The 20216-nt window shown below is 59.4% G+C and carries 16 protein-coding genes; 5 read left to right on the forward strand and 11 right to left on the reverse strand.

Features of this window, described 5'->3' with window-relative positions; all coding sequences use genetic code 11:
• Positions 1-143: 143 nt before the first annotated feature.
• From ACQUQU_RS08385 to ACQUQU_RS08430, 10 genes are all read right to left on the reverse strand, one after another.
• Positions 144-1718 carry a SulP family inorganic anion transporter gene (locus tag ACQUQU_RS08385; RefSeq protein ID WP_430462792.1) on the reverse strand — a complete coding sequence of 525 codons (1575 nt, stop codon included), beginning with the start codon at positions 1716-1718 and terminating at the stop codon, positions 144-146.
• Between the two features lie 188 nt (positions 1719-1906).
• A complete protein-coding gene (locus ACQUQU_RS08390; protein WP_430462793.1) occupies positions 1907-5056 on the reverse strand; it encodes an efflux RND transporter permease subunit in 3150 nt (1049 codons plus the stop codon).
• Complete coding sequence (locus tag ACQUQU_RS08395; protein ID WP_430462794.1) at positions 5053-6261, reverse strand: efflux RND transporter periplasmic adaptor subunit; 1209 nt, start codon at positions 6259-6261, stop codon at positions 5053-5055. The genes ACQUQU_RS08390 and ACQUQU_RS08395 overlap by 4 nt, the downstream gene beginning before the upstream one ends.
• Positions 6258-7586: an efflux transporter outer membrane subunit gene (locus ACQUQU_RS08400; protein WP_430462795.1), complete on the reverse strand. Its 1329-nt coding sequence runs from the start codon at positions 7584-7586 to the stop codon at positions 6258-6260. Before ACQUQU_RS08400 ends, ACQUQU_RS08395 begins: the two co-directional genes overlap by 4 nt.
• A 251-nt stretch (positions 7587-7837) precedes the next feature.
• Positions 7838-9115: a hypothetical protein gene (locus tag ACQUQU_RS08405; protein ID WP_430462796.1), complete on the reverse strand. Its 1278-nt coding sequence runs from the start codon at positions 9113-9115 to the stop codon at positions 7838-7840.
• Entirely contained in the window at positions 9115-9918 is an 804-nt protein-coding gene (locus tag ACQUQU_RS08410) for an outer membrane lipoprotein-sorting protein (protein ID WP_430462797.1), read from the reverse strand. Before ACQUQU_RS08410 ends, ACQUQU_RS08405 begins: the two co-directional genes overlap by 1 nt.
• On the reverse strand, positions 9915-12260 hold the full coding sequence (locus ACQUQU_RS08415; protein ID WP_430462798.1) for an efflux RND transporter permease subunit: 2346 nt from the start codon (positions 12258-12260) through the stop codon (positions 9915-9917). The genes ACQUQU_RS08410 and ACQUQU_RS08415 overlap by 4 nt, the downstream gene beginning before the upstream one ends.
• A gap of 41 nt (positions 12261-12301) precedes the next feature.
• Complete coding sequence (locus tag ACQUQU_RS08420) at positions 12302-13282, reverse strand: TetR/AcrR family transcriptional regulator (protein WP_430462799.1); 981 nt, start codon at positions 13280-13282, stop codon at positions 12302-12304.
• Between the two features lie 246 nt (positions 13283-13528).
• Complete coding sequence (locus ACQUQU_RS08425) at positions 13529-14017, reverse strand: chemotaxis protein CheX (protein WP_430462800.1); 489 nt, start codon at positions 14015-14017, stop codon at positions 13529-13531.
• A 108-nt stretch (positions 14018-14125) separates the two neighbouring features.
• Positions 14126-14689 carry a hypoxanthine-guanine phosphoribosyltransferase gene (locus ACQUQU_RS08430; protein ID WP_430462801.1) on the reverse strand — a complete coding sequence of 188 codons (564 nt, stop codon included), beginning with the start codon at positions 14687-14689 and terminating at the stop codon, positions 14126-14128.
• A 165-nt stretch (positions 14690-14854) separates the two neighbouring features.
• Here ACQUQU_RS08430 and ACQUQU_RS08435 point away from each other — a divergent pair, with 165 nt between their 5' ends.
• From ACQUQU_RS08435 to ACQUQU_RS08455, 5 genes are all read left to right on the forward strand, one after another.
• Positions 14855-15409, forward strand: a complete 555-nt coding sequence (locus ACQUQU_RS08435) for a Slp family lipoprotein (RefSeq protein ID WP_430462802.1) — start codon at positions 14855-14857, stop codon at positions 15407-15409.
• A 141-nt stretch (positions 15410-15550) separates the two neighbouring features.
• Positions 15551-16678 carry a succinyl-diaminopimelate desuccinylase gene (gene dapE / locus ACQUQU_RS08440; protein ID WP_430462803.1) on the forward strand — a complete coding sequence of 376 codons (1128 nt, stop codon included), beginning with the start codon at positions 15551-15553 and terminating at the stop codon, positions 16676-16678.
• Between the two features lie 8 nt (positions 16679-16686).
• Positions 16687-17556 carry a putative RNA methyltransferase gene (locus ACQUQU_RS08445; protein ID WP_430462804.1) on the forward strand — a complete coding sequence of 290 codons (870 nt, stop codon included), beginning with the start codon at positions 16687-16689 and terminating at the stop codon, positions 17554-17556.
• Positions 17557-17593: 37 nt separating this feature from the next.
• Positions 17594-18031 (forward strand): DNA polymerase III subunit chi, encoded by a 438-nt coding sequence (locus ACQUQU_RS08450; RefSeq protein WP_430462805.1) that lies wholly within the window; start codon positions 17594-17596, stop codon positions 18029-18031.
• The gene (locus ACQUQU_RS08455; protein WP_430462806.1) at positions 18031-18846 is read left to right on the forward strand and encodes a hypothetical protein; all 816 of its coding nucleotides are present in this window, start codon (positions 18031-18033) and stop codon (positions 18844-18846) included. The genes ACQUQU_RS08450 and ACQUQU_RS08455 overlap by 1 nt, the downstream gene beginning before the upstream one ends.
• Before the next feature lie 124 nt (positions 18847-18970).
• Here the strand turns inward: ACQUQU_RS08455 and ACQUQU_RS08460 are convergent, their stop codons facing one another.
• Positions 18971-20134, reverse strand: coding sequence for an MBL fold metallo-hydrolase (locus tag ACQUQU_RS08460; protein WP_430462807.1), 1164 nt, complete (start codon positions 20132-20134; stop codon positions 18971-18973).
• Positions 20135-20216 lie beyond the last annotated feature (82 nt).

Raw genomic sequence — 20216 nt, forward strand, 5'->3', positions numbered from 1 at the left:
AACCGGCCCAGTAAACCAGTCCAATAAATCAGCCCGGCATTCTGAGCACGGGTGATCTGAGCGACATAAAAAAACCGGCGGCTGCCGGTTTTTTTTTATGCGTTGCGTAAGCAAGGAACCGCGCTGTTAAACCGCCCGGCTGTTCAGGCCAGTTCGTCCAGTGCCATGCGGTATTCCGGATCTTCAATCACGTTAACATCGCACAGATTGCCCGCCTTTTTCAGCATACGACGGCATTCTTCACTTAAATGCAGCAGATGCAGTTCTTTGCCCAGTGCCACATAGCGTTCGGCAATACTGTCGATGGCTTCCAGTGCCGAATGGTCGGCCACGCGTGAATTGCGGAAATCAATGACCACGACCTGAGGGTCGGTTTCGGGTGCAAACAATTCTTTGAAATTGGCCACCGAACCAAAAAACAGCGGGCCGTACAGGTCGTAGATTTTGCGTTCGCTGTCTTCACGGGTGCGGGCACTGATGTGTTTGGCGTGCTGCCAGGCAAAGACCAGCGCCGACACAATCACACCTACCACCACGGCCACCGCCAGATCGGTCAGTACCGTAACGCCTGATACCAGCACCAGTACGAAAGCATCGTGCTTGGGTACTTTGCGCAAAATACGGAAGCTCGACCACTCAAAGGTGCCGATCACCACCATGAACATCACACCCACCAGCGCGGCAATCGGAATCTGCTCAATCAGCGAGCTGGCGAACAGGATAAAACTCAGCAGAAACAGCGCCGCCGCGATGCCGGACAAACGGCCACGGCCGTTGGACGACACGTTGATCATACTCTGGCCGATCATGGCGCAACCGCCCATACCACCGAAGAAACCAGTCACGACGTTGGCCGTGCCCTGCGCCACGCATTCTTTGTTACCACGGCCACGGGTGTTGGTCATTTCATCGACCACAGTCACGGTCAGCAGGGATTCGATCAGACCAATGGCGGCGAAAATCACCGAGTACGGCAGAATGAACCACAGGGTATCCAGCGTGAACGGCACCAGCGGCACGTTAAACACCGGCAGACCACCGGCAATGCTGGCCATGTCGCCAACGGTTTTGGTGTCGAGCTGCAGGCCCCACGCCGCCAGACTGACCACCAGAATACCAGCCAGCGCCGACGGAATGGCTTTGGTCAGCTTCGGCAGGTAGAAGGTGATGAACATGGTGGCGGCGATCAGGCCGAGCATCAGATACAGTTCTGTGCCGGCCAGCCAGTCGCCCTCGGTCCAGCCCCACTTGCCCACCGGCGTATGCGACTGCAATTGCGGCAACTGAGCCAGAAAAATCACAATCGCCAGACCGTTCACAAAGCCCAGCATCACAGGGTACGGCACGATGCGGATAAACTTGCCCAGACGGAAAGCGCCGGCGGTGATCTGAATCACCCCCATCAGAATAACGGCCGCAAACAGATACTGAGGCCCGGAACCGGCGCCGAAATCGCGTTCGGCTTCGGCCACCAGTGACACCATCACCACCGCCAGCGCACCGGCCGCACCGGAAATCATGCCCGGACGTCCGCCAATCAGTGCGGTGATCAGGCCCACCATAAAGGCCGCGTAGAGGCCGGTCAGCGGATGCACGCCGGCAACAAAGGCAAAGGCCACCGCTTCGGGTACCAGAGCAAGAGCGACCGTCAGGCCGGAGAGCACATCGTTTTTGATGTTGGGAGAAAAGGTCTGCATGAATTCGCGCAGCAACAGCATTGGGCGACGTTCCTAGGATTCTGAAAGCGGCGCACTATACCAGTCTGAGGCGACAATTTCAGGTCAAAGCGCCCGCGCCGGGCTTATGCCCGGCTTCGCCGGCTGACAAAGGTGTCAGCCGGCAGCAGAGCAACTTAAAATCAAAGTACACACAGGGTGCCTGACGAACAGCCGCCTGCACCCGTCTCTTATGCGCCGGCGCCTTGTGAACCAGCCCCCTGTGAACCAGCGCCGTGTGAACCCTGCTCGTCGGAATGGGTAAGCCCCAGATGACGGCGGGCGTTGTCCAGCATCACATACAGCGACGGCAACACCAGCAGGCAGACAAAGGTGGTGAACAGAATGCCGAAGCCCAGCGACACCGCCATCGGCGTAATGAACTGCGCCTGACGGGAGGTCTCGAACACCATAGGCGCCAGACCGCCGAAGGTGGTGAGCGTGGTCAGCAGAATCGGGCGAAAACGGCGTACACCCGCTTCACGCACCGCCTCCAACGCCGACAGCCCGGCTTCCAGACGGCGGCGGTTGGCGTAATCGATCAGAATCAGACTGTCGTTCACCACCACACCGGCCAGCGCTACTATGCCCATGATGGACATGATCGACAGACTGTAGCCCAGCAGCAGATGGCCGATGATGGCCCCCACCGCACCGAACGGAATCACCATCATGATCAGCAGCGGCTGACTGTAGGAGCGGAACGGAATCGCCAGCAGCACGTAGATCGACAGCATGGCGAAGAAACCGTACAGCTGCAGTGTGCTCATGCTGTCGGCGGTATCCGCCTGCCGGCCACGGAAGCCGAAATCGAGCGACGGGTACACCCCGCTCAGTTCCGGGAAAATTTCTTCCCTGAGCACCGCCATCACCGCTGGCACCTGCTCACGCGGCTCCACTTCGGCGGTGACCTGAATCACCTGCTTGCCGTCGCGGCGGGTAATTACCGCCGGCGACAGACCGCGCTCCAGTGTCGCGACTTCCGCCAGCGGCACGTAACCACCGGCGGCCGTGCGGATGTTCAGCCGCTCAATGTCAGCAGCAAAAGCCCGCTCCTCGGCTGGCAGACGCACCAGCACCGTCACTTCGTTGCGCTCACGTTGCTGGCGCAGCGCGCGGGAGCCGTACAGCGCCGCCCGCACCTGAGCCGATACATCGTCGGCGCTTAAGCCCAAACTGCGGCCGTAATCGTTGATCACCACATCCCACTGGGGTTTGCCGTTGGTGAAACTTGAGGCCACGTCTTTCACGCCCGACAGCTCGGCCATATTGCGCGCCAGCTCGGCACTGGCCTGCGCCAGCAGCTCAGTATTGGAGCCGGCCAGCTCCACGGTCAGACCGGCACCGCCGGACGGACCGCCGCCCCGCTCGGCGTCGAAGGTTAAGCTGCGGATACCGGGAATATCGCCCAGTGCCGCACGCCAGCGCTTCACGATTTCATTGGCGCTGACCGGGCGGATTTCGGTGTCCACCAGACGGGCTTCAACTTCGACCGTGGTGCCTTCAATGTCGCCCTGCACGCTGATCACCAGCGGCCGGCCCTGCGCTTCCACCGGGTCGGTGACCTCGCGCAGTTTGGTTTCCACCAGTTCGCGCACCGCACGCGCCTGACTCAGCGGAGCATTGGGCGGCAGCTCGACGGTGGCGACGGCAAATTCGCCCTCCAGACGCGGGAACATGCTGAAGCCCATGCGCCCGCTGATCGGCCAAGCCAGCACCATCATGGCGATGGCAATGGCCACCGCCAGCGTGATGCCCGGCGCCTTCAGACCGGCATCCAGCACCGGCAGATAACGTTCCTGAATAAAGCGGTGCAAGCCCTTGTCGACCCGTTGCTGCAAACGGTCGGCCGCTGTCTGCGACTGGCGTTTTTTCAGTGCGCCCAGATGCGTCGGCAGAATAAACAGGGCTTCAATCCAGGAAATCAGGAAGCAGCTCACCACCACAATCGGAATGGCGATAAAAAGCTTGCCCATCATGCCGGGCAGCGCCAGCAAGGGCAGAAACGCGGCGACGTTGGTAAGAATGGCGAAGGCCAGTGGCATGGCCACTTCCTTGGCGCCCTGAATCGCAGCGTCCATGGCCGGCATGCCTTTCTGCATGTGCTCGTAAATGTTTTCACCGGCAATGATGGCGTCGTCGACCACAATGCCGAGGGCAACGATAAAGGCGAACATGGAAATCATGTTGATCGACACATCCATGGCCGGCAGCAACAGCAGCGCCCCCATAAATGCGGTGGGAATGCCCATGGTCACCCAGAACGCAAGCCGGTATTCAAGGAACAGACTGAGCAGCACCATCACCAGCACCAGACCGATAATGGCGTTCTTCATCAGCAGGCCGACGCGCTGGCGATAGGTTTCACCATCGTCGTCGGTGACGATCAGCTGCATGCCCGGCGGCAGTTCCGCGCGGATAGCATCAAGACGGTCGTACACCGCTTCGACCACGGTCAATGGCGTCTGATTTTCAGCGCGGTAAATTTTCATGCGCATCGAGGTCTGACCGTTGTACGTCACCTCGTCGTAGCTGTCGCTGAAACCGTCCACCACCTGTGCCACATCGCCCAGACGCAAACGCACGCCCGAAGCATCGGAGATCAGCGGAATGTCGCGGAATTCCCGCGCCCAGTACATGCGGTCGTTGAGGGTCACCAGAATATCGCCGCCGTCGGTTTTCACGCTGCCGGCACTCTGTTCCAGCGCGTTGTCACCGATGATGGTGGCAACCTGCGCCAGCGTCAGGCCGTAGCGTTTCAGGTCCTGCTGGCTGATGGACACGTGAATTTCTTCGTCCGGAGCACCGCGCAGCGACACCTTGGTGATCTGTGGCGATTCCAGCAGCTGTTCTTTCACCTGCTCGGCCAGACGCTTCAGACCGAATTTATCGAGCGGGCCGAACAGGGCCAGCTCGATCACGTCGATGGCGCGGCTCGAAATTTTTACCCGCGGGGTATCCATCTGCGCCGGGAAGGTCGAAATACCGTCGACCGCCTGCTGAATATCCTGATACGCCTTCTGCCGGTCGGTACCGGTTTCCAGTTCCGCCAGCACCGAGGCTGAACCCTGCACCGCGCGCACGGTAATTTCTTTAATGCCGTCAACATCGGCCAGTTCGTTTTCGATTGGCAGCACCACGCCCTGCACCATTTCGGTGGGTGTGGCCCCCGGGTAACTGACCGACACTTCCACGCTGTCGGCTTCGTAGGTCGGAATGAATTCTTTACGGATGCTGAGCGACATCAGAAAGCCGCCGACGATCAGAAACGCCATCAGCAGATTGGGCGCAACGCCATGGCGGGCCATCCAGGCCAGCGGGCCTGTGTAGCGCAGACTCATGACTCAGCTCCGCTGCCAGAAGCTTTACTACCCGCGGCTTCATTCGCCGCTGCTTCACTGTTCGCGGCCTCACTGTCAGCACTCCCGCGGGTACGGACCAGCAGGCCTTCAGTCACGCTGTCGATGCGGTTGAGCAACAGCTGGTCACCGTCTTGCAGGCCACTGCCCAGCCAGACTTTTTCGCGGCCACGGAAAATCACCTCAGGCTGGCGGCGGTACAGCTTGCTGTCGTTCACCACCCACACTGAGCCGTCGTCATTGAGCAGACGGCTTTCAATCACAGTGGCGGCAATGCTGCGTCCCGGCAGGCGGACATCGACGTAGTCGTTCACCAGCACCGGCGTCTGACCGGCGGCCATCGGGTCGGCCAGCTCCAGCATCACCCGCGCCTGACGGTCGGCATCGGCCACATCCGGCAGCACATTCAGAATGCGCGCCTGACGCTCGCCCTGTGCCACCGACAAGGTCGCCATGGCAGAGGCGTCGAGCCAGGGCAGGAAATTGCGCGGCACTTTCACCTCAATCCACACGCGCTCGGTACCGACCAGCTCGAAGGCGGCGGTGCTGGCTGTGATGTAACTGCCGACACTCACCGCACGTTGGCTGATGCGGCCGTCGAACGGCATTTTCAGTTCACTGCGCGCCTGCTCCAGACGGGCCTGACGCAGATTGGCTTCCGCCACACTGACCGCTGCCTGCGCTGCCGCCAGCTGCGGCTTGCGCAGTACCAGCGCACGCTCTTCGTCGCTCAGACGGCTGGCAGCGATGGCGTATTCTTCTTCCGCCAGTTTGCTCTGGCCCTTTTCGATCGCCAGTTCCGAGCGGGCCTGCACCAGTGCCGCCTCGGCCTGCGCCACCTGCACTTCAAAATCGGCGCTTTCCAAACGAGCCAGCACAGTGCCACGCGCCAGCGCTGCACCGGGAACCGCCTGCGGATTCACCCAGGCCACCCGGCCGGCCACCTGAGCCGCCAGACTCACAGAATCGGCGGCCATCGCGGCGCCACCGGTCAGCCAGTACGGGCGGGAGGCTTCCTGCGTCAGCGGTGCCACATCCACAAGGCGCGCCTGCACCGGCGGCTTCACGCGCTGGGGTTTCGGTGCGGAATAAACAATGGCCCAGGCTGCCGCACCACCGGCCAGCAAAATGGCGAGGATCAGCAACCAGACGAAAGGCCCACTCGGTTTGTGTTCTGCGGCGATCATGCAGACGGTTCCTTATGCAAAAAATCGCCGTGACTGACGGCGCGGAATAATTGGATACGTGCCTGTACCTGAGTCCAGCGGGCGCTGAGCACCTTCTGTTCCAGACTCAGGACACTTTCGCGGGCATTGAGCAGAGACAGAAAATCGCCCACGCCTTTGCGGTAACGGTTGTCCTGAAAGGCTTCGGTTTTGCGCGCCAGCTCCAGCTGACGATTGAGGCTGTCGAGACTGGCGGCGGCTTCTTTTTCATCCAGCAGTGCCTGCTGCACTTCCAGCGCCGCTTCGAGCAAGGTCTGCTGATAAGCGGCCAGCGCTTCGTCCAGCACAGCGCGGTTCTGCGCCACCGCCGCACGCCGGTTGCCACCGTCGATCAGAGGCAACACCAGTGAGCCGGCCAGATTGGCAACCCAGTTGTCGAACACCTGACTCAGGTCTTCATCGCTGCCGCTGTAAGACGCCGTCAGCGTCAGCCGCGGGTAACGGTTGGCAATGGCAGCAGCGAGGCCGGCATTAGCGGCCTCCACCTCCAGCCATGCCGCCTGCACGTCCGGACGCTCGCCGAGCACGGACACGGCAACGGCCTCATTGCTGACGTTCAGCTCGGGCAGCACCTGCGTGGTTATGCTGTCGGCGCTCAGATCAAATCCGGCAGCATTGCCGGTCCACAGGGCCAGCTGCTGGCGGTAACCGTCGCGGCTGGCTTCGGCGGCAATGCGCTCGGCCTGATTGGCTTCCAGCTGCTGTTGCTGCTGCCAGACGTCGCTGATGCTGACCTGACCGCGCTGAAAGCGTCCCTGAGTCACCGCCAGCGATTCGCTCAGGCGCTTCTGCTGACTGGCGAGCAGCTGCAGATTGTCCTGCGCCATGATAAGGCCGTACCAGTTAAGGGCGATCTGCGCGGCCACGGTATTGGCCTGAGTACGCACCGAGGCCGCCGACGACAGCGCCGCCAGACGTGCCTTGTCGTCCAGCGCCGACACCCGGCCCCAGAAATCCAGCTCGTATTCCGTCGACAGTCCCGCACTCCAGCTGCCGCTGGTCACGTCTTCCTGCCATTTGCGGTTTTTGCTCAACGACAGATTAAGATCGGGGTATTGATCAGCGCCGGCCTGACGCCACAGCGCACGGCTCTGCGCCAGCCGGGCCCAGGAAGCCTGCAGGCTGAAATTCTGTTCCAGTCCGGCGTTAATAAGGGCGTTTAAGGAAGGGTCGGAAAAGCGGGTCCACCAGTCACTCGCGACCGGCGCCTGCTGTGCGGTAGCGGCACTTCCCTGCCCGAGTGTTGCGGGTAATGCCAGATCCGGCCGTTCGACCGGACTGACCATGCTGCATCCGCTCAGGGTTACAGCAATGAGCGTCAACCAGATCGTCGTTCTGCAGCTGGGCACTCGGTTTCTCCAATGAGTCAATTCCCTGAATCATAGGTGCCCTGCTGACGGAAGAAAACCAAGGTTTACGGATCTTTACTGCAAGTGATTCTTATTTGATCAAGTGTGTGCCAAAACGCCGGCTACCTGCCCTGCGGCATAAAAAAGGGGAACCCGAAGGCTCCCCGAAATGCACATGAGGTAAGGGATCAGAAAAACCAGTTCCAGCTGAGTTCGGCGTAGTCGTCGGCTCGCAGGGCATACGCCGGATCGGCTTGGTCATCGGCCATAAACCACCACAGGTTCAGGTTCAGGGTCGACTGTTCGGTCAGGCGTGTGCTGGCCTCAACCTTCACCGAGCGGCTGTTGCTGAAGTCCAGATCCTGCACGACGCCCGCCAGAATCTCGCTGGAGTCCATGTCGTTGAACGCCAGCCGGGTACCGGCGAATACGTCGTTCTGCGCGAAGGCAGCCCCTTTACCGCGTTCGTCGTACTGGTATTCCAGCAGCAGGCCAACATCCAGCGCCGAATCGCAGCATTCAGCAAAGGGGCCGGTCAGCGTGTATTCAAAGCCGCCCACCGCCGCCCAGTAATCGTCGAGGGTGGTGACACCGGCGTTCTGCGCGGTGAGCGCGGCTTTGGCGCTGTAATCGCGGTGCAGGGTTTCCAGCTTCCACAGCCAGCTGTCGACCGTGCTCTGCAGGGTAATGCCGAGCTGATCGACCTGCGGATAAAACGCGCTCAGACCAACAATGCCCGGCAGGCCATCCACCAGACCGGCGGTTGGCAGCAGTACCGGGTCGCGGTCGGTTCCGGAAAACCAGGCGGCACTGACATCCAGCGGCCATTCACTGACCTCAAACGAGCGGCTCCAGCGCAGGGCATAGTCGATGTGCTGATCGTCATCGGACGATTCATAGAGTGCATCGTCCAAAACCGTCAGCGGTGTCGACAGACGCCCTTCCGGCCCGGCAAAGGTGCGCTCGCGGAAGCCCGGCAGGACAAACGCTTCGAGGGTGCCGAGCGGATGTAACCAGATGCCGTGCAGCATAGGCTGACCCAGCTTGTCTTCGCCGTCCGGCGCTTCGACCTGATCGGTCTGGTTGATCACATCCACCAGATGCAGCGATTCGGTCACGCCCCAGAATACCTTACCGATACCGGCGCGTACTTCCCAGCTGCTGCCCCAGCCCTGCCACAGCAACTCACGCACATCGCCGTGGGTCCGTTCGTCATCAACCGAGTCGTAACGGTAAAACGGCTTAAAGGTCAGACGCTGATTGTCCGCCACGTCCCACACCAGTTCCGGTTCCAGCCAGACGGACGACGAACGGTCGCTCTGCTCGTCGCGTTGCGCCTGTTGCAGAAATTCCCGGTGCTCAAGCCCGAGCTGCACACTGGTATCGGGCACAAAGCCGTCCGCCAGTGCACAGGCCGATAACAGAGCACCGGGCAGCAGCACAAGGCGTTTACCCGGTCTCATCATCAGCGCGCCCTCATCAGCGTGGTTTCGTTAAAGTCGGCGTCGGTCAGGCCGGTATCAAAGGTCAGCTGCAGGGTTTTCAGCACCGTGCTTTTACCGGTCTGATGATTCACCATGGTGGCGGTATGGGCACGCCAGTATTTGTCTTTGTACAGCTGATAATCGCCCAGCGTCAGGGTTTTCAGCAGGCTTTGCTTGCGGTCGTAAAATTCAATTTTCAGACCACGCAGGTGTTCTTTGTCGAGCCATACCACTTGCTTGGTGTAGCCCGAGAATTCATCCAGCGGTGTCTGTTCAAGAACGTAGCTGTCTGTGCCGTCGACCATTTCGTCGCGCAGATAACGGAAACTGTATTTCTCCAGCTCGAACGAACTCATGTCCTCGTACGCAAATTCACTGCCCATAAACGGGCCGGATTTATTGCGCGACGCAATGCGCTTCACGCGCTTCAGCGCCGGCATATACAGCCACTGATCATCGGGTTTGGCGATGTGAGAAAAATTCAGGAAGGACGTTCCCTTCACGTCTTTCGGCTCGTCGAAAATGGTCAGGCCTTTATCACCGTCGTCTTTCACTTCGAGCGAACGGGTGCGGATCTGACGCACGCTTTCTTCGCCCTGCGCATTGCGCAGGGTCATGGTCAGCTGAGCTTCGCTGGTGCCCCAGCCCTCGTCCCGCTGTTTGCGGTCACGGGCGATTTCCAGACCCCGGTCGGCGGCTTCATCGGCCACCGCCACGTTCATCAGAGGCACGGCCAGCGCGGCACTCAGCAGCAAAGAAATAACCGGATTCATGCGACGTTTCATGCAACTTCTCCTGTCACAGCAGAGGGATTTTTATTGTCGTCGTTGGCTGCCTTAGTGTGGCAAACCTTGTTGTGATCGAGCTTGAGCAAAAAGGCCGGCAGGAAGAAAAAATCCACCAGCAGAGCGATAAAAATAATCAGCGCCGTAGCCAGACCCATATCGGAGTTCAGACGGAACGCCGAGAACGCCAGCATAGAGAAGCCCAGCACCAGCACCACGGTGGTGATCAGCAGCGCACGGCCGACACTGGAAAAGGCGTAGCGCACGGCGGCTTCCGCGTCTTTGCCTTCGTCACGGGCGCGTTTGTATTTAGCCAGAAAATGCACGGTGTCATCGACGATAATACCCAGCGTCATTGACGCCACAATCGACAGTCCCAGATTAATTTCACCGGAAATCACACCCCAGACACCAAAGCCCACCAGCGCCGGTCCTAAATTCGGCAGTAAACTGATGGCGCCCAGACGCAGTGAGCGCAGGGCAAGCACCAGCAAGGCGGAAATCAGCACCAGTGCGGCGATCATGCTGATGATCATGCTGTCCATATTGGTTTCACCGATATGCGAGAACATCAGACCCGGACTGGCCGCCGCCAGACGGATGTCCGGAGCCTGCTCGCTGAACCAGGCGCGGGCACGCTGTTCCAGTGCCACCGTTTCGCGGCTGCCGATGTTTTTCAGCGTACTGGTCAGACGGGTGGACGATTTATCGACGTTTAACTGATTATTCAGATCCAGACCGTACGGCAGTGACATTTCATACAGCAGCAGATATTGCGCGGCTAATTCGCGGTCTTGCGGAATGCGGTAATAGGCCTCGTCGTCGCCGTGCATATTTTTATTCAGGCGCTTAAAGGTATCGGAAATGGTGTTTACATGATCCACTTCCGGTTGGGCGCGCAGCCACTCAGCAAAGGCTTCAACATGAGCAATAAATTCCGGACTGTTAACGCCCTGCTCTTCACCGGAATACAGGGCCCAGTCGATGGTCTGGGTACCGGAAATATGCTCTTCCAGTGCATCCACCGAATCGCGGAAATGCGTACCTTTGGCGAAATATTTGGTCGACTCATCGTTGATGACGTTGAGCGTCACCAGCGACCCGATGGCCAGCATCAGCACACTGGTGACCGGCAGCAGCACATGGCGTTTTGCAATGACCCAGTTACCGAGTTTTTCCATGCTGCCATGATGTTCAGGTGCGGCCTGCATACGGATCGGCAAAATCGCCAGCAGCACAGGCAATAAGGTGACCGCCAGCGTAAAGGCGATCATCACACCAATGGCGCTTAATTCACCGAAATCGGCCAGCACCGGCGACTCCGACAGCATCAGTGTCATAAAGCCCACGGCGGTTGTCGCACTGGTGATAAACACCGGCATTAAATTCAGATCGAGGGCAAATTCGAGGGCTTCACGACGGGATTTTCCCTGGCGCATGGCGAACTGCATCGAGGCAATTAAATGCACACAGTCGGCGACGGCCAGCGTCATCACCACAATCGGCACGTTGATGGTGCCGGTCGACAGAAAATAGCCCAGCCAACCGCCGACGCCCATGGTCACGGCGATGGTCAGAACCAGCACCACCACAGTGGCAGCCATCGACAGCACGCTGCGCATCATCACCGCCAGCATGAGTACAATTAAACCGAGCATGGCCGGCACCAGCGTGGCCATGTCTTTCTGGCCTTCGGTGGCGAAGGCGTAATTCATGGGCACAACACCGGTGTGATAAAACGCTACATCCGGATAGCGTTCCGACAGTTTGTCGGTCATGGCTTTTACCGCGTCAACCACCTGCATCACTTCCACCGTATTGTTGGTGGAATCCGGAATCTGCACTGTGATGTTCACCACCGCCGCGCTGCCGTCTTCGGCCACCAGACCGCCGGCCAGATTCGGTTCGCTTAGCGCCACCTGACGGATACGGTCAATATCCGCGGCGGTTAATGCGTCCGGTTGCTGCACCAGATCTTCCACCACCATGTCATCGCCGTCGGCCCAGGTGTGCTGGAAATTCACGATCGAATCAACACGGGTCGAAAATGGCATCTGCCAGGCGTTGGTGGTGAGTTCCGCCAATAAACTCAGCGTCTGCGGCTCGAACACAGTGCGGCTTTTCGGCACCACCAGCACAGACACGTTGTCGTTTTTATTGAAGATACGCTGCATTTCTTCGAAATCTTCCAGCGGCTGAAAGTGCTTGTCGAAAAACACTTTGTAATCGCCACGGAAATACAGATTCTGACCACCGGCCGCTGCCGCAAAGGCAATGACCAGCAGCAGCGCGAGCATTTTCCACGGGTGCCGCAGCACCAGATTGAGCCATATCGCTTTCATCTTTCCTTCCTTAGTCTGCACGTGAGTTGTCGTTATTGTTGTTATGGGTTGGGTACTGCAAAGACATCCGGCTGTGCTGCCAGTACGGCCAGCTCAGCACTGAAACAGGTCTGCCCGATGCGCTCCCAGCTGGCGGCGTAATCCCAGTCGTCGGACAGCGGTTTAAAGCCGAAGCCGTCGAGCACCACATTGGCGCTGAGCAGCGGAATATTCATGCTGGCGATGCGGCTGACGGCGGTCAGATCACGGGCCGTGCCCAGCAAGGCGCCGGTACCGAACGCCTGCGCCCAGCAGATAAAGGTCATGGCCTCGACCGGAATATCGTCGCGCTGCGGTAAATCACCGGTGTGCAGCGCCTGACGGAACACCTCGTCCACCATGCCGGTGACGCGGCAGTCGGTTTCCTGCATCAGCGCATCGCGTTCGGCGGAAATTTTTTCGGCAAAGGCCGGCGTGCGTGCGGATAACACCGCCAATGACAGCGTTGGTTGCAGGCGCGCGTACAGCTGATCGGCGTAATGCAGGGCCAGCACCCGTTCGCGGGCATTGCCGTCAAAGGTAGCGGCTCGCTGAAACAGGTGTTCCATCAGGCTCATGCCGCGGATGCACAGACCGGCCAGGCAGTCTTCTTTGCTGCTGAAATGGTTGTAGAGCGTGCCTTTGGAGTAACCGGAGGCGGCGACCAGACGATCCATGGTGAAGGCGGCAAAGCCGTCCTGATTGATCAGCTGCTCGGCCAGATCGAGCAGTTCTTTTTCGCGCTCAGCCAGCTTTTCGGCCTTGCTCTTTTTAATCGGGCACGACGCCGGACCAAAGCGCAGACCAAACACACCGCGTGCCGACTTGTCGGTCATCAGCATCAGGTTTGCCGGGCGCTGATCCGGATCAGCCCCCACAACCGGATAAGGTCCAGGCGCCACACCCGACGCCAGCAAGGCGTGACTTTCGGGCCAGTCAGGAGTGGTGTTCAGCAGCGGCTGCAGCCAGTGCCGGACGCGGTTCAGAATCAGGGAAAACATCATTTTTGACGATCCGTCGTTTTTTGACGAACCGTCATATTACCCCTTTATATCAGGCTGACAACCGCCCTTTTGGGCCGTTTCCGCAACTCACTGGCAGCATGAATGGATTAATCGGACAAAAGTCATGCCGCAGCATGAGCCGCTGGAGGGCAATGCCCGGCCACAGCAGCAGACGCGCAACGGCGGTCATATAAGCGGCGTTGAGAGCGGCATTAAACGCGGGGGATAAAAAGAAATAAAAGGCGGTCAGTGATGCAGTTCGGCGCGCTGCAGTTTGTTGCTCAGCGCCACCTCAATGAAGAAAGGACCGGCCTTAGTGACAAAGGGAATGACGATCACCGGGCCTTCGGCGTCGTGGGTGACGTCGGCGTCGCCGCTGAGAATACCGGGCTTGGCCATTTCAAAGTCGTAGCCTTTCTCCCACAGCAGTTTGCGCGCACCGCCAGACAGCATGTTAGTCAGCTCACCGGTCAGGTCGCGGCAGGTATCGTCGACCTCTTTCACTTCTTCGCCGAGCATATTGGTACTGATGCAGATGATGGCGCCGGCGGAAAAGCTGATGGCCAGCGAGCCTCGCACCGTTTCACCTGACATGGGAATCACGCCGGTGACCACACCCAGCGGATGCGCATCGGCTTTCAGGTAAGGCTGGCCGTACTCGCAACTCATGGAGGCCATGGTAGCCAGAATGTTGTTGATGGTTTCGACAAAGGGGTTGATGAAATCAACGTTCATGATGTCCGCACAACGTCAGTCAATTAGACTGAGTTTAGTCGCATCAGGACAGCGTCAATATACGAAAAAGGCACCCGAAGGTGCCTCTTTATAACTGACTACAGGCCGTTACAGACCTTTAACGGCGTAGATACCGGCGGCGTTGCGCCAGAAACCACGGTAGTCCATGCCACAGCCGAATACATAGCGGTCTTCGACATCCATGCCGATAAAGTCGATCTTGAGTTCGGTGTTCTTGCGGTCGTGTACCTTGTTCACCAGCACGGCGGTCAGCACCTCTTTAGCGCCCTGCGCATGACAGGCCTTAACGACTTCGGCCAGGGTGTTACCCTCGTCGAAGATGTCGTCCAGAATCAGCACGGTACGGCCGGCCATCGGCACTGACGGTGGCGCCTGCCACTGCAGATCGGTACTGCCGGTGGTTTCGCCACGGTAACGGGTGGCGTGCATGTAACCCTGTTCCAGCGGGAAATTCAGTTTGGTCAGCAGACGGCCGGCCATCACCAGACCACCGTTCATAATGCCGTACACCACAGGCAGGCTTTCGCTGATGCGGGCGGTGATTTCCTGGGCCAGCTTGTCCAGTGCGGCTTCTACGTCGGCTTCGGTCTTGAGCAGATCGGCTTCGGCCATAACCTGCTTCAGTTCTTCCAGGGTCAGGGGCTGGTTCATGTGTATACCTTCTGTCTGACCCGGATGCGGCCGGGTCGGCTGTAAAAAGCCGGCTATGGTAGCCATCGCTTTTGCCAGTGTAAATGTCTGACCCCAGAGGTTTTCATCTGCAACCTTTTACCGTCACACTGGTCGCAGTGGCTGTTATGGCGATGGAGAATGCCGATGTTCACACGAAATCTTCTGAATACCCTGATCCCCACCGGTCTGGCCGTTGTCACCCTGAGTCTGCTGAGCGGCTGCGCCTCGTACCCGAAAGCCATCGAAGTGCCGGCGCCGGAGCAGCTGCCCGCCTTTACCACAGTGCAGCGCGACACCGACCAGCTCACCGGGCAGACCGTGGTGCTGGGTGGCGCCATTGTGTCGGTGACCAACAAAGCCAGTCACTCGGTGGTGGAAGTGCTGCAACTGCCGCTGTTCGCCTCGGGGCGTCCGCGTTCCGACAAAGACGCCTCCGCCGGTCGTTTCCGCGTGGCGTTCAATCAGTTCCTTGATCCGGAAATCTACGCCAGCGGCCGCCTGCTGAGTGTGCGCGGTAAAGTCGCCGGCGCCGAAGAAGGCACCATAGGCGAGCATCCGTACCGGTTTATCACGGTCGATGGTGACGGTCTGTACCTGTGGCCCAAGCAATCCGACGACGTGCAGGTGCACTATTACATGGGCATCAACAGCTACTACCCCTACCCGGTTTACGTGCGTCCGCGCCAGCCGAAGCAATAAGCCTGCTGGGGGTGTAAACGGGTGTGGTTAAAGCTGTGACCAGGAGCTGTGACCGGGACTGAGACTCGGGCCTGACGCAAAAGCCGCGTTTTGCTATGATGCGCGGCTTTTCCGTTCCACCTTCAATCTTCAGGAATTCCCATGACGCCCACTCTGCAACTGGCCTTTGACCTTATCGCCCGCCGCTCGGTTACCCCGGAAGACGACGGCTGCCAGCAGCTGATGATGGAACGTCTGGCCGGCGCCGGCTTTAGCAACGAGCCGCTGCGCTTTGAAGAGGTCGACAATTTCTGGTCCCGCCGTGGCAATGAAGCGCCTGTGGTGTGCTTCGCCGGCCACACCGACGTGGTGCCAACCGGCCCGGAAGCCAACTGGGAACATGAACCGTTTCTGCCGAAAATCGTCGACGGCCTGCTGTACGGCCGTGGCGCGGCCGACATGAAAGGCTCGCTGGCGGCCATGGTGGTGGCGGTTGAGAATTTCGTGAAGAAACACCCGGATCACAAAGGCTCCATCGCCTTTCTGATCACCTCCGACGAAGAAGGCCCGGCGAAAAACGGTACCGTGAAAGTGGTGGAAACCCTGGAAGCGCGTAACGAAAAAATCACCATGTGCATCGTCGGCGAACCGTCCAGCACCAACAAAGTAGGCGACGTGGTGAAAAACGGGCGTCGCGGCTCGCTGGGCGCGGTAATGAAAGTCAAAGGCATTCAGGGTCACGTGGCCTACCCGCATCTGGCGCGCAACCCGGTGCATCAGGCCGCGCCTGCGCTGGCCGAACTGGCCGCCGAAGTGTGGGACAACGGCAACGATTTCTTCCCGGCCACCAGCTTCCAGATTTCCAACATCAAAGCCGGTACCGGTGCCACCAACGTGATTCCGGGCGACATGGAAGTGGTGTTCAACTTCCGTTTCTCCACCGAACTGACCGCCGACATTCTGAAACAACGCACCCACGCGATTCTGGACAAGCACGGTCTCGAATACAGCATCGACTGGGCATTAAGCGGCGAGCCGTTCCTGACCGCCCGTGGCGAACTGGTCGCAGCGTCTGTGCAAGCGATCCGTGAAGTGACGGGTCTGGACACCGAACTGTCCACCGCCGGTGGCACCTCCGACGGTCGCTTTATTGCGCCAACCGGCGCTCAGGTGCTGGAACTCGGCCCGGTCAACGCCACTATCCATAAAGTGGATGAGCACATTGTCGCCGCCGACCTCGACACCCTGACCGCGATCTACGAACGCATCCTCGAACTGCTGCTGGCCTGAGAAACACCGTGAATAAAGTGATTGCCTGCCCGGTCTGCGGGCAGCTGCTCACAGCGTCGGGCACCAACTGGCGCTGTGAAGCGGGTCATTCCTACGACAAAGCCCGTCAGGGATACCTGAATCTGCTGGTCGCCCAGCACAAGAAATCGAAAGCGCCCGGCGACACCATGGACATGGTGGACGCCCGCCAGCGCCTGCTCGACAGCCACCTCTACCGCCCGATTTCCGACATGCTCAATCAGTGGGTGCTGGAAAACGCGCTGGCCAGCAACCTGCCACTGCAGATTGCCGACGTCGGCTGCGGCGAAGGCTATTACACCCAGCGCCTGCAGGAAGTACTGGCCGACCATCAGCTGGAACACAGCCTGTATGGCGTCGACATCTCCAAAGACGCGGTCAAACGTGCAGCACGGCGCAGCCATGACATCGACTGGCTGGTCGCCTCTGGTGGCAAACTGCCGTTTGCGCCCCACTCGCTCGATCTGATTACCTGTCTTTTTACCAACCTGATGCCGGAAGGCTTCGCCCGCGTGCTGAAACCCGCCGGTCAGGTGGTCCTGCTGAATACCGGCGGCAGCCATTTGCTCGAATTGCGCGAACTGATTTACGACGAAGTGAAGATCAATCCGCTCGATCCACGCCCGACCATGGCCGCCCACGGCTTCGTCTGCAACGGCGAGCAGAATCTGAAATACAAGGCAAAACTCACGTCAAATCAACAGATTATGGATCTCTTGATGATGACACCCCACCGCTGGAAAGTGCGTAACGAGGTGCTGACCCGTTTGCAGCAACTTTGTGAACTGACCGTCACAATCGATATTGCACTGCACCAGTTCGGCCCACAGCCGATTGCTAAGCCCGAAGCACAGGAATAGCATGATTGGCCCGATTACACTGCTGCACTGAAACCGCATGACGCAGGTCGACTTTTATATCCTTGCTGCCCAGACCCACGACGAACGCGCTCAGTTCGCCTGCCGTTTGGCCGAGAAAGCTTTCAGCCGCGGTAACCGCGTCCTGATCCAGACCGACGACGAGGCCAGCGCCCGTGCGCTGGACGATCTGCTGTGGACCTTCCGTGACGATGCCTTTATCCCGCATGCGCTGATCACAGCCGACGATGCCCCCGGCGAATGCCCGGTCAGCATCGGCTGGCACGACCATCCGGGGCATCACCACGACGTGATTCTGAACCTCAGCGCGCAGCTGCCGGGCTTCTTTGGCCGGTTTCAGCGTTTTATCAGTATTGTGGTCCAGCAGGATCAGGTACTGGACTACACTCGTAATCACTACAAATATCTGAAAGACCGGGGTTACCCGATCAACAACCACGATATGAGATTGCGTTAATGACCCCTGACAATCACAACGACTCTCCCGGCGATCTGCTGCGCGAACTGGAAAACCTCCAGCGCGTGCTCGACGACGCCGCCGGTGAGAACGTGGCGCACGGACGTGACATTCCCGTTCTGGACCCGATGGACGATATCCCGGTGCTGGATGATCTGTTCAACACCGACGACATCCCGGTGCTGAAAGCCGTACCGCGCAGCGCCAAAGTCACGCAGCTGCCGGTCAACCGCGCACGCCCGGTGACCAGCGCAGAGTCCGCTTCAGGCAGCGACAATCCGCACCCGGTGGCGGAAGCCATTGCCGCTGTGCAGGCTGCCCGTCTGGCGGTCGAAGCAGCGAAAGAAAGTGCGGCCAAAGAAATCAGCGCCGCCAAAGCCAGTGCGGTACAGGAAGCCGCTGCGGCTGTGCAGACAACGCCGCCTGCAACAAGCGCTGCAACAAACACAAACACAGTCGCCGCCGACGCAACCGCAAGCGTTACCGATGCCTCGGCACAGGCCGCTGACACCAGCGCGTCCAGTAAACCGGCGGCCGGCAAGCCAGCGTCGTCCAACCCTTTCCTGCCACAGGCCATTCTTGATCGTCTGGCGCAGGAACGCGAAGCCGCCCAGCACAGCGCCGAAGAAGCGCACCGCACCATGCAGAAAGTGATGGAGCAGAAGCAGGCCCGCGCGCAGCAGACACTGGCTGGCATGGGCAAAACCCTGACCCAGTCACAGAAAGACATGCTGGTCGATCAGCTGATTGCCGAAATGCTGCCGGCCATTACCGAGCGCCTGCGCGAAAAGCTTAAGCATTTGCTGAATCTGTAACGCGTGGCACAAGCGGTAATGCACATAAAAAAACGGGGCAAATGCCCCGTTTTTTTATGTGTTTCTATTCGGTGTTTATTGAAAAGCCCAGCGGCTTTTTAAAGGCCGGCTGCACAAACCTGCATCACAGACGATCCGACACCAGTTCGCCACCCGTGCCTTCTGAAGCCGGCATCAGCGACTGCCACCAGTAACTGAAGCGCTGCTCGGCGCCGATGAGCACGCTTTCGCCAATGCGCGGCGTGATAAGCGATACTTCGCGCTCGTGCGCCAGCTCGCGTACCTGTTCCAGCGGATCAAACCAGGCGTGCATCGACAGATCGAAGGTGCTGTTGTGAATCGGCAGCATGTGCTTGCCCTTAAGGTCGATGTGCGCCTGCACACTCTCTTGTGGGTGCATATGAATATGCGACCAGCGCGGGTTGTAGGCGCCGTTTTCGATCATGGTTAAATCGAACGGACCGTAGCGCATGCCGATGTCTTTAAAGCCGTCAAAATAGCCACCGTCACCGCTGAAGAAATAGCGTTTGCCATCGCGGATAATGACCCAGGACGCCCACAGAGTCGCATCCCGGTCGAAGGCTCCACGGCCGGAAAAATGCTGCGCCGGCGTGGCCGCCAGCAGAGTGTCGCCGACACGGGTTTCCTGCCACCAGTCGTGCTCGGTAATCAGCCCAGCCTCAACGCCCCACTCGCGCAGATAACGGCCAACCCCCAGCGGCACATAAAAGCCGTCGGCTTTATCGGCCAGAATGCGGATGCTGTGCTCGTCCAGATGGTCGTAGTGGTCGTGGGAAATAATCACCCCGGTCAGGTGCGGCAGCGCCTCCAGCGACAATGGCGGCTGATGAAAACGCTTCGGGCCTGCCCACTGCACCGGCGACGCACGCTCGGAAAACACCGGGTCCAGCAGCCAGAATTCGCCGTTCAGTGCCAGCAGTAAGGTGGAATGCCCAATGCGGTAGACACGGTGCTCACCCGGCTTCTGCGCCAGCAATTGTTCGGTGGTTAACGCCTGCACCGGGATCTCGACGTCGGGCACCGAGCGCGGGTCTTTGGCGGTCGCCATGTCCCACATAATGCCCACGATCTCAGAAACGCCCTGCTCCGGCGTCGGTACCGGATTGGCAAACTTCTGTTCTTCGGCCTTGTACTGAGGTGAGCGGGCAAACACATCCGCCTGCTGTTGCTTTACCCGTCCGCTGGCACAGGCGCTGAGCAACAGCGGCACCGCCACCAGCAGAAACAACACACCCACCAGACCACTGGCAACCAAAGACCATTTCATACACGCCTCCACGGGCGACATTTCGTATGGGGCACATGGTAGGCCCTGAAGCGTGCGCGAGAAAGATTCGATAAGGATCAAA

This window comes from Thalassolituus sp. LLYu03 (genome assembly GCF_050507655.1).
In the GTDB taxonomy this organism is placed as follows: domain Bacteria; phylum Pseudomonadota; class Gammaproteobacteria; order Pseudomonadales; family Oceanobacteraceae; genus Venatoribacter.

Excerpts from the sequence above, each read along its gene's own strand:
- ACQUQU_RS08385 (WP_430462792.1), bottom strand. The coding sequence starts at position 1,718 with ATGCTGTTGCTGCGCGAATTCATGCAGACCTTTTCTCCCAACATCAAA.
- ACQUQU_RS08390 (WP_430462793.1), bottom strand. The coding sequence starts at position 5,056 with ATGAGTCTGCGCTACACAGGCCCGCTGGCCTGGATGGCCCGCCATGGC.
- ACQUQU_RS08395 (WP_430462794.1), bottom strand. The coding sequence starts at position 6,261 with ATGATCGCCGCAGAACACAAACCGAGTGGGCCTTTCGTCTGGTTGCTG.
- ACQUQU_RS08400 (WP_430462795.1), bottom strand. The coding sequence starts at position 7,586 with ATGGTCAGTCCGGTCGAACGGCCGGATCTGGCATTACCCGCAACACTC.
- ACQUQU_RS08405 (WP_430462796.1), bottom strand. The coding sequence starts at position 9,115 with ATGATGAGACCGGGTAAACGCCTTGTGCTGCTGCCCGGTGCTCTGTTA.
- ACQUQU_RS08410 (WP_430462797.1), bottom strand. The coding sequence starts at position 9,918 with ATGAAACGTCGCATGAATCCGGTTATTTCTTTGCTGCTGAGTGCCGCG.
- ACQUQU_RS08415 (WP_430462798.1), bottom strand. The coding sequence starts at position 12,260 with ATGAAAGCGATATGGCTCAATCTGGTGCTGCGGCACCCGTGGAAAATG.
- ACQUQU_RS08420 (WP_430462799.1), bottom strand. The coding sequence starts at position 13,282 with ATGATGTTTTCCCTGATTCTGAACCGCGTCCGGCACTGGCTGCAGCCG.
- ACQUQU_RS08425 (WP_430462800.1), bottom strand. The coding sequence starts at position 14,017 with ATGAACGTTGATTTCATCAACCCCTTTGTCGAAACCATCAACAACATT.
- ACQUQU_RS08430 (WP_430462801.1), bottom strand. The coding sequence starts at position 14,689 with ATGAACCAGCCCCTGACCCTGGAAGAACTGAAGCAGGTTATGGCCGAA.
- ACQUQU_RS08435 (WP_430462802.1), top strand. The coding sequence starts at position 14,855 with ATGTTCACACGAAATCTTCTGAATACCCTGATCCCCACCGGTCTGGCC.
- dapE (WP_430462803.1), top strand. The coding sequence starts at position 15,551 with ATGACGCCCACTCTGCAACTGGCCTTTGACCTTATCGCCCGCCGCTCG.
- ACQUQU_RS08450 (WP_430462805.1), top strand. The coding sequence starts at position 17,594 with ATGACGCAGGTCGACTTTTATATCCTTGCTGCCCAGACCCACGACGAA.
- ACQUQU_RS08455 (WP_430462806.1), top strand. The coding sequence starts at position 18,031 with ATGACCCCTGACAATCACAACGACTCTCCCGGCGATCTGCTGCGCGAA.
- ACQUQU_RS08460 (WP_430462807.1), bottom strand. The coding sequence starts at position 20,134 with ATGAAATGGTCTTTGGTTGCCAGTGGTCTGGTGGGTGTGTTGTTTCTG.